7 protein-coding genes are annotated in these 8,549 nt (G+C 69.9%); 6 read left to right on the forward strand and 1 reads right to left on the reverse strand.

Features of this window, described 5'->3' with window-relative positions:
• Nucleotides 1-69: 69 nt before the first annotated feature.
• Entirely contained in the window at nucleotides 70-687 is a 618-nt protein-coding gene (locus tag G6024_RS04420; protein ID WP_159148156.1) for a TetR/AcrR family transcriptional regulator, read from the reverse strand.
• Between the two features lie 118 nt (nucleotides 688-805).
• Between G6024_RS04420 and G6024_RS04425 the strand changes: the two genes are divergently transcribed.
• The 6 genes from G6024_RS04425 (at nucleotide 806) to G6024_RS04450 (ending at nucleotide 8,343) form a co-directional block, all read left to right on the forward strand.
• Nucleotides 806-2,494 carry a class I adenylate-forming enzyme family protein gene (locus tag G6024_RS04425; RefSeq protein WP_159148157.1) on the forward strand — a complete coding sequence of 563 codons (1,689 nt, stop codon included), beginning with the start codon at nucleotides 806-808 and terminating at the stop codon, nucleotides 2,492-2,494.
• A 1-nt stretch (nucleotide 2,495) separates the two neighbouring features.
• The gene (locus G6024_RS04430) at nucleotides 2,496-3,860 is read left to right on the forward strand and encodes an MFS transporter (RefSeq protein WP_159148158.1); all 1,365 of its coding nucleotides are present in this window, start codon (nucleotides 2,496-2,498) and stop codon (nucleotides 3,858-3,860) included.
• Nucleotides 3,861-3,927: 67 nt separating this feature from the next.
• Nucleotides 3,928-5,001 carry a phosphotransferase family protein gene (locus G6024_RS04435; RefSeq protein WP_159148159.1) on the forward strand — a complete coding sequence of 358 codons (1,074 nt, stop codon included), beginning with the start codon at nucleotides 3,928-3,930 and terminating at the stop codon, nucleotides 4,999-5,001.
• Between the two features lie 62 nt (nucleotides 5,002-5,063).
• The gene (locus tag G6024_RS04440) at nucleotides 5,064-5,825 is read left to right on the forward strand and encodes an SDR family NAD(P)-dependent oxidoreductase (RefSeq protein WP_194307247.1); all 762 of its coding nucleotides are present in this window, start codon (nucleotides 5,064-5,066) and stop codon (nucleotides 5,823-5,825) included.
• 100 nt (nucleotides 5,826-5,925) lie between these two features.
• The gene (locus tag G6024_RS04445) at nucleotides 5,926-7,131 is read left to right on the forward strand and encodes an acyl-CoA dehydrogenase family protein (protein ID WP_159148160.1); all 1,206 of its coding nucleotides are present in this window, start codon (nucleotides 5,926-5,928) and stop codon (nucleotides 7,129-7,131) included.
• A 69-nt stretch (nucleotides 7,132-7,200) separates the two neighbouring features.
• Nucleotides 7,201-8,343: a thiolase family protein gene (locus G6024_RS04450; RefSeq protein WP_159148161.1), complete on the forward strand. Its 1,143-nt coding sequence runs from the start codon at nucleotides 7,201-7,203 to the stop codon at nucleotides 8,341-8,343.
• The last annotated feature ends 206 nt before the right edge of the window (nucleotides 8,344-8,549 follow it).

The raw sequence follows: 8,549 nt of genomic DNA on the forward strand, positions 1-8,549 counted from the left end.
AAGCCGGTGGGCCGGGGGCAGCGCAGACGCTGACCGGGCGGGTCTCAGCCGCATGCGGCGCCGTCGATCTCAGCCGCGTGCGGCGCCGACCATCCCGCGGGCGAACTCGAGGTGGCGGGCGACGACGTCGTCGGCCGACAGCGGCCCGTCGGGCCGGTACCAGGACGCGATCGACACGCACAGTGAGGCGATGGCGCGGGCCGCGTCCTCGGGGTGGGCGCAGCTGAACTCCCCGGAGTCGACACCGGCACGGATCGCGTCCTCGAGCATCTGCTGTTGGGCATCGCGCTGCGCGATGTGACGGGCGCGCACGTCCGGGTCCATGCTGCGCATCTCGGTGGACGCCACGAACGCGTGGTCACGCCGCGCCATGTGAAAGCGGGCGAGACACTCCACCACGTTCTCGAACCTGGTGACGATGCGGTCGCCGGCGTCATCGGCCGCGGCCTGGGTGTGCGTGAGCATCTCCGCCATGGCCTGGTCCACCACCGCTGCGAGGATGGCCTGCTTCGATCGGTAGTGGTGGTAGAGACCCGGAACGGACAGCCCGGCGGCCTCGGCGATCGACCGGATCGAGGCACCGTGATACCCGTGCCGGGCGAAGACCTCCAGGGCCGCGCGGAGCGGAGGGGAGAGCTCGTCGGTGCCGAACTCGCGCCACTGCGCCACTGTCGCGGTCTCACTCATCGTCACAACACTAGCCACCCTTCGCTTGACACCGGTTGTGGTGTGGGTAACACTATGGCACACCGAGCGATCGATCGGTCGGTGAACAGCACAACAATCGTGAACGAGAGGAGCGAGGATGAGCCAGGAAGACCCGCGGCCGTGGCGCACGCTGTACCGACCGGGGCTCGACGAGAGCCTCGTGGCACGGCGGTCGACGCTCGTGGACGCCTGGCGTGAGCGTGTCGACTCCTCGCCGGACAGGGCCGCCGTCGCGTACTTCGACACCACGCTGTCGGCTCGCGAGGTCGACGCCATGGCGGAGGCGCTCGCCACCGCCCTCCAGGTCCGCGGGGTGGCGCCCGGTGACCGCGTCGGCATCCACCTGCAGAACATCCCGCAGTACGCGCTGGCGATGCTGGCGCTGTGGAAGATCGGTGCCGCCGCCGTGGTGCTCAACCCGATGTACTTCGGCCGGGAACTCCGGCTGCCCGTCGAGGACTCCGGTGCGGTGGGGATCATCGCCACCGACCGGGACGCGTCCGCGATCCGCGACGCCGTCAGCGGTACGGAGGTCGCGTGGGTCCTCAGCACCAGCGAGCGGGACCTACAGACCCGGAACGACCCCCGCGCGTTCGGCGACGACCAGCAGGTCGAGCCCTCGCCGGACGGTGACCTGGTCTCCCTGATCCGCGAGTTCGAGGGACGCACGCCGGAGCCGGTCGAGGTCGCTCCCGACGACCTCGCGCTGCTCACCTACACCTCGGGCACCACCGGTCCGCCCAAGGGGGCGATGAACTCGCATGCCAACGTCATCGCGGTCGCGCGGAGCTTCGCCGACTTCGTGGGTCTCGTCCCGGGTGACGTGGTGCTGGCGATCGCCCCGCTGTTCCACATCACCGGCGCCGTCATCAACGCCACGCTCGCGCTGGTCACCGACTCCACCCTCGTCTTCGCCGGACGTTTCCGGCCCGGCGTCATGCTGGACGCGTTCCGCGAACACGGGGTCACCTTCACCATCGGTTCCATCACCGCGTACAACGCGCTCATGCGCCTCGACGAGGCGGGGCCGGAGCACTTCGCGTCGGTCAAGACCCTGTACAGCGGGGGCGCGCCCATCCCGCCCTCGACGGTCGAGCGCTTCGCGGAGCGGTTCGGCCACTACATCCACAACGGATACGGCATGACCGAGACGACCTCCGGGGTCATCGCGGTGCCGCCCGGGCTGCGGGCGCCGGTCGACGAGACCAGCGGCACCCTGTCCATCGGCGTGCCGCTGCCGGGGATCGGCGCCGAGGTCGTCGGCGTCGACGACCAGCCGGTCGCCCCGGGCGAGCAGGGCGAGCTCGTCCTGTCGGGTCCGCAGATCGTGTCCGGCTACTGGCGCAACGAGGCCGCCACGGCGTCGACCATGCCCGGCGGTCGGCTGCACACCGGCGATGTCGCCGTCATGGACGCCGACGGCTGGGTGTACCTCGTGGACCGCCTCAAGGACCAGATCAACGCCTCCGGTTACAAGGTCTGGCCGCGGGAGGTCGAGGACGCCCTGTACGAGCACGACGCGGTGTTCGAGGCCGCCGTCGTCGGTCTGCCGGACGAGTACCGCGGCGAGAAGGTCGTCGCGTTCGTCTCGCTCAAGGCCGGGCGGACGGCGACCGAGGACGAGCTGATCGCGTTCGCCTCGGATCGGCTCGCCGCCTACAAGCGGCCGGGCGAGATCCACGTCGTCGGCGAGCTCCCCAAGACCCAGACCGGAAAGATCCGCCGTCGCGAACTCCGCGACGAGCACACCCCCTCCCACTCCACTACTCCCACCGAAGGGAACTGACATGGCCGAGGCCACCATCGACCCCGACGACCGCGGTGGTGCCGGCGCCACCGCCGCCACCGCCGTCCCGCACCAGTCCGACAAGCAGAATCGCGGCAACGTCCGCTCGCTGGCCGCCAGCACCACCGGGCAGCTGTTCGAGTGGTACGAGTGGACCGCCTACGCGGTCTTCGCCCCGTACATCGCCGCGGTGATGTTCAACAACGAGAACCCTGTCTCGGCGCTGCTGGCCACGTTCGCCGTCTTCGCGGTCGGGTTCCTCATGCGCCCGCTGGGCGGGATCGTTTTCGGCCGGATCGCGGACGTACGCGGACGCAAGTTCGTCCTCATCACCACCATGCTCATGATGGCCGGCGCCAGCCTGCTCATCGGCCTGCTCCCGAGCTATGAGACGCTCGGGATCTTCGCCTCGGCGCTGCTGCTCCTGTGCCGCATGATCCAGGGCTTCGCCCACGGTGGCGAGTCGGCCACCGCCTACAGCTACGTCGCCGAGATCGCACCGCCGCACCGTCGCGGCATGTGGGGCAGCCTCGTGTTCGTCGCCATCATGGGCGGCACCGTGATCGCCTACGGCATCGGCGGCGGCATCACCGCCATGCTCTCCGAGTCCGCCGTCGGCGAGTGGGGCTGGCGCGTGCCGTTCCTGCTCGGCGCCGTGTTCGCCCTGTTCGTGCTCTACCTGCGGTCCGGCATGGAGGAGTCCGACGTCTTCGACAAGGCCGCCGCGGCCGCCGCCGCCGATCCGACCTCCCCCGTCGCCACGTTCTCGCGGCGCAAGCTCGCCGGCGCCATCGCGCTGGTCGTGGCCATGGTCTCCGGCATCACCGTCGCGCACTACACCTGGAGCTCGTACGCCTCGACGTTCGCGATCACGCAGCGTGGCATGGACTCCGAGGCCGCCTTCTGGGCGATCTTCGGCAGCCAGCTCATCGCCCTGTGCACGCTCCCGCTGTGGGGTCTGCTCTCGGACCACATCGGCCGCCGCCCGGTCATCTTCATCTTCGCCATCGGCACGATCATCACCACGCCGATGCTCATGGGGATGATCGACGACCGTCCGTGGACGCTGTTCCTCGCCTCGCTCATCGCCATGACCCTGGTCGCCGCCGCCGGGTCGATCCTGTCCTCGTTCATGTCCGAGGCGTTCCCCACCAAGATGCGTACCGCGGGCATCGGGTTCGCGTACTCCCTGTCGGTGGCGGTCTTCGGCGGCAGTGCGCCGTACCTCAACGCCCAGTTCATCCAGTGGGACCTGTACTGGATGATCAGCGCCTACATCATCGCCCTGTGCGTGGCGACGATGGTCGCGACCGCCTTCATGAAGGAGACCCGGGGTCACGACCTGCACCGTGTCGGCCACAACTGAGCGTCGGCCATAACTGATCCACCCGAACCGCCCGCCCGGTCGCCCATCAACCGCGAGGATCCACGCCATGACCCCTTCATCGTCCGAGTCCACGGGACTGTCCGTCGACCAGTTGCTCCGCCCCGACGTCGTGGGGCCGAAGATCGCCGAGGCCACCGGTGACCAGGACTGGGCGGACTTCGACGCCGACCTCATCGCCGGCGGCAAGTCCAACCTCACGTTCACGCTCCGCTCCGACGCGGGGGAGTTGATCCTGCGGCGGCCGCCGACGGGCGAGCTCCTGCCCAGCGCGCACGACATGGGCCGCGAGGCGCGGATCCAGCTCGGGTTGGCGGACACGGACGTGCCGGTCGCGAAGGTGGTGCTCAACGAGACCACCGGTGAGGACCTGGGGGTGCCGTACTACGTGATGGAGAAGGTGGTCGGCCACGTCATCCGTGACGCGCTGCCGGCGGGCTTCGCCGAATCCGACGACGACAAGGCGGCCATGGCCGACGCCCAGATCGACGCGATGGTCGCGCTCCACGCGGTGGACCAGAACGCGGTGGGCCTGGGGGATCTCGGTCGCCCGGACGGCTATCTGGAGCGGCAGCTGCGACGCTGGCTCGGGCAATCCGAGAAGGCGTCCGACTCCGTTCGAGCCGACCGGCTGCCCGACCTGGCCGCGCGTCTCGGCGAGAGCATGCCCACCTCGCCGTCGTCGCGGATCATCCACGGTGACTACCGCCTCGACAACTACGTGGTCGACCCCGACGACCCGGGCCGCATCAAGGCGATCCTCGACTGGGAGCTGTCCACCCTCGGCGATCCGGTCGCCGACCTCGCGCAGACGGTTCTGTACTGGGGCGACCCGAACGGGCCGACGGTGCCGCTCATCCCCAGCATCACCACCGAGCCGGGCTGGCCCGGACCGCAGCGGTTGCTCGACCGGTACTGCGCGGCCACCGGCACCGATCCGTCCCACATGCCGTGGTACCTGGCGTTCGCCACGTTCAAGTTCGCGGCGATCGCCCAGGGCGTGGCGACGCGCTCCGAGGCCGGTGACATGGCCGGTCAGGACTTCGGTGACATCGGCCCGCAGATCCGCGAGCTGGTCGACCACGGCCACTCGATCCTCGACTCCAGGAAGGTGACCAACTGATGGCCGACTCCTCATCCGCAGCGCCCACCCCGGTCGATCCCCGGACGGGTCCGCAGGCCGCGCTGCCCGTGCTCGACCGCTTCCGGCTGGACGGCCGCGTCGTGGTGATCACGGGCTCGTCGTCGGGGCTCGGGGACGGCTTCGCGCGGGCCCTGTCCTCGGCAGGCGCCACGGTCGTGCTGGCCGCCCGACGCCGCGAGCGGCTCGACGCCCTCGCCGAGGAACTGCGTGCCGCCGGCGGCACCGCCTCGACCGTGGCGTGTGACGTCGCGGACCCCGAGGCGTGTGCGGCGATGGTCCGCGACACGATGGACACCCACGGACGCATCGACGTGCTGGTCAACAACGCCGGCATCGGGACCGCCGTGCCCGCGCTCAAGGAGACCCCCGAGCAGTTCCGCGGGGTGGTGGACGTCAACCTGAACGGCGCCTACTGGGCCGCCAAGGAGTGCGCGGCCGTCATGGAGCCGGGCGCGAGCATCGTCAACGTCGCGAGCGTCCTGGGCCTGACCGCCGGCTTCGCACCGCAGGCCGCCTACTCGGCGACCAAGGCGGCCGTGCTCGGACTGACCCGCGACCTCGCCGCGCAGTGGGGCAGCCGCCGCGGTATCCGCGTCAACGCGCTGGCCCCCGGGTACTTCGCCTCCGAGATGACCGACGAGATCCCGGAGAAGATGCTCGCGGACATCACCGGCAGCACGATCTTCGGCCGACTGGGGCTCCAGCCCGAGCTCGACTCCGCGCTGCTTTTCCTCGCCTCCGACGCATCATCGTTCATCACCGGGACCACGCTCGTGGTCGACGGTGGGATGACTATGCATTGAACCGACTCAGCACTGAACCAACTCAGCACTGACGCAGGCACCACTTCACTCATCCCGCCCGCGGCGGGCCGCCGCGGCACGCTTCTACAGGAGTAATGACATGGAATTCGCTCACAGTCAGCGCAGCATCGAGCTGCAGGAGAACATGTGGGAGTTCATGCGGGAGCACGTCTTCCCCGCCGAGCCCGTCTGGGCCGAGTACCTGCGTGAGCACGGGGACAACGCCTACCCGCCGGTCATGGAGGACCTCAAGGCAGAGGCCCGGCGCCGTGGACTGTGGAACCTCTTCCTGCCCGAGTGGTCCGGGATCTCCAACCTCGAGTTCGCCGCCGTCTCGGAGATCACGGGCTGGTCGCCCGTCATCGCCCCGGAGGCGATCAACTCGCAGGCCCCGGACACCGGGAACATGGAGACCTTCCACCTGTTCGGCACCGACGAGCAGAAGGCCAGGTACCTCGAGCCGCTCAAGGAGGGCAGGATCCGCTCGGCGTACGCCATGACCGAGCCCGACGTCGCCTCCTCGGATGCCACTAACATCCAGACCGTCATCCGGCGCGAGGGCGACGAGTACGTGATCAACGGTCGCAAGTGGTGGATCACCGGCATCGCCGACTCCCGCTGCGAGATCCTCATCGTCATGGGCAAGACCGACGAGTCCGCCGAGACCCACCGGCAGCAGTCGATGGTCCTCGTGCCCCGGGACACCCCGGGCCTGACCATCGAGCGCAACCTGCCGCTGTTCGGGTACCAGGACCAGCACGGTCACTGTGAGATCGTGTTCTCCGACGTGCGGGTGCCCGTGTCGAACCTCCTCGGCGAGGAGGGCGCCGGGTTCGCGATCGCCCAGGCCCGTCTCGGGCCGGGCCGCATCCACCACGCGATGCGCGCCATCGGCATGGCCGAGCGGGCGCTGGCCCTGATGGTCGACCGCGCCAAGTCCCGGCACGCGTTCGGTGGGTCGCTGGCGAGCCAGGGCGTGGTGCAGGAGCACATCGCCAACTCGCGCATCGAGATCGACCAGGCGCGGCTGCAGGTGCAGCACTGCGCCTGGATGATCGACACCGTCGGCGCCAAGGAGGCGCGGTTCGAGATCTCCGCCATCAAGGTGATCGCCCCGCAGGTCGCCTGTGCCGTGATCGACCGGGCCATCGAGATCTTCGGCGGCGCCGGCGTCTCCGGCGACACCCCGCTGGCGTACTTCTACGCCTGGGCGCGCGCGCTGCGGATCGTCGACGGACCGGACGCCGTCCACCGTCGCACCATCGCGCGCGGAGAGCTGAAGAAGACCCCGCCGTACGTCGGATAAAACTAGGATGTCCCAGTAACGGTCGGTGCCGCCCGGCGCCGGAACCGCAGAGACAAGGAAGTGCAGAACATGGGTGCAGTAATCGTGGAGGCCGTGCGCAGCGCGGTGGGCAAGCGCAAGGGTGGACTGGCCGGGGTGCATCCCGCCGATCTGTCGGGAACCGTTCTCAAGGCGCTGGCCGAGCGCGCCGGGATCGACGGATCGATCGTCGAGGACGTCATCTGGGGTTGCGTCACCCAGGCCGGGGAGCAGGCCGGGGACATCGCCCGGACCGCCGCCCTGTCGGCGGGATGGCCGGAGACGGTCAACGGCGTGACGATCGACCGGCAGTGTGGCTCGTCGCAGCAGGCGCTGAGTTTCGCGGTGGCCGTGGTGGAGGCAGGCTTCCACGACGTGGTGGTGGCCGGCGGCGTCGAGTCGATGACGCGGGTGCCGATGGGCTCGCACGTCTCCTCCGAGTCGTTCCCCTACGGTCAGGCGTTCCTCGACCGCTACGACGGCACGGCCCCCAACCAGGGCGTCGGTGCCGAGATGATCGCCGAGCGGTGGGGCTTCACGCGCACCCAGCTCGACGAGTTCGCCGTGGCGTCGCACGAGAAGGCCGCCGCCGCGCAGGACGCCGGGTTCTTCGCCGGGCACATCGTGCCGGCGACCACCCCGGACGGCGTCTTCGACACCGACCAGGGCATCCGCCGCGGCAGCACCGTCGAGGGGCTGGCCGGGCTCAAGACCCCGTTCAAGGAAGACGGCGTGATCCACGCCGGCAACGCCTCGCAGATCTCGGACGGCGCCGCGGCGATCCTCGTGATGAGCGAGGAGGCGGCCGCCAAGTACGGGTGCACACCGATCGCGCGGGTGCACACCGCCACGCTCGCCGGTGACGACCCGGTCATCATGCTCACCGCTCCGATCCCCGCCACCGCCAAGGCGCTGGCCAAGTCCGGACTGTCCATCGACGACATCGGCGTGTACGAGGTCAACGAGGCGTTCGCGTCCGTGCCGATGGCGTGGCTGGCCGAGACCGGGGCGGACCCGGCGAAGCTCAACCCGAACGGCGGCGCCATCGCCCTCGGGCACCCGCTCGGTGGCTCCGGCGCCCGGATCTTCGCCGACCTCGTCCATCACATGAAGAACGAGGGCATCAAGTACGGCCTGCAGACGATGTGTGAGGGCGGCGGCCAGGCCAACGCCACCATCATCGAACTGCTCTGATCCGAGCCCCCACCGGGCAGCCGCGCGAGCGGCTGCCATTGGAGACACAGCCGCTCCCGACGATGGCGTCTGGCGTGCGCAGATGCGCAGGCCGGCGTTCAGCGTCGGGGGCGGCTGTGTTGTGGGCGTACAGGCGCTCGTGCGGCTGCGGGCAGGGGCGCGCGCGGATGCCGCCGGGTGCGCGGGCGGCTCAGTCGCCGGGTGCG

The organism is Dietzia maris (genome assembly GCF_014144855.1).
In the GTDB taxonomy this organism is placed as follows: Bacteria; Actinomycetota; Actinomycetes; order Mycobacteriales; family Mycobacteriaceae; genus Dietzia; species Dietzia kunjamensis.

Coding starts and splice junctions, on each gene's coding strand:
- G6024_RS04450 (WP_159148161.1), top strand. CDS start 7,201: ATGGGTGCAGTAATCGTGGAGGCCGTGCGCAGCGCGGTGGGCAAGCGC.
- G6024_RS04435 (WP_159148159.1), top strand. CDS start 3,928: ATGACCCCTTCATCGTCCGAGTCCACGGGACTGTCCGTCGACCAGTTG.
- G6024_RS04430 (WP_159148158.1), top strand. CDS start 2,496: ATGGCCGAGGCCACCATCGACCCCGACGACCGCGGTGGTGCCGGCGCC.
- G6024_RS04445 (WP_159148160.1), top strand. CDS start 5,926: ATGGAATTCGCTCACAGTCAGCGCAGCATCGAGCTGCAGGAGAACATG.
- G6024_RS04420 (WP_159148156.1), bottom strand. CDS start 687: ATGAGTGAGACCGCGACAGTGGCGCAGTGGCGCGAGTTCGGCACCGAC.
- G6024_RS04425 (WP_159148157.1), top strand. CDS start 806: ATGAGCCAGGAAGACCCGCGGCCGTGGCGCACGCTGTACCGACCGGGG.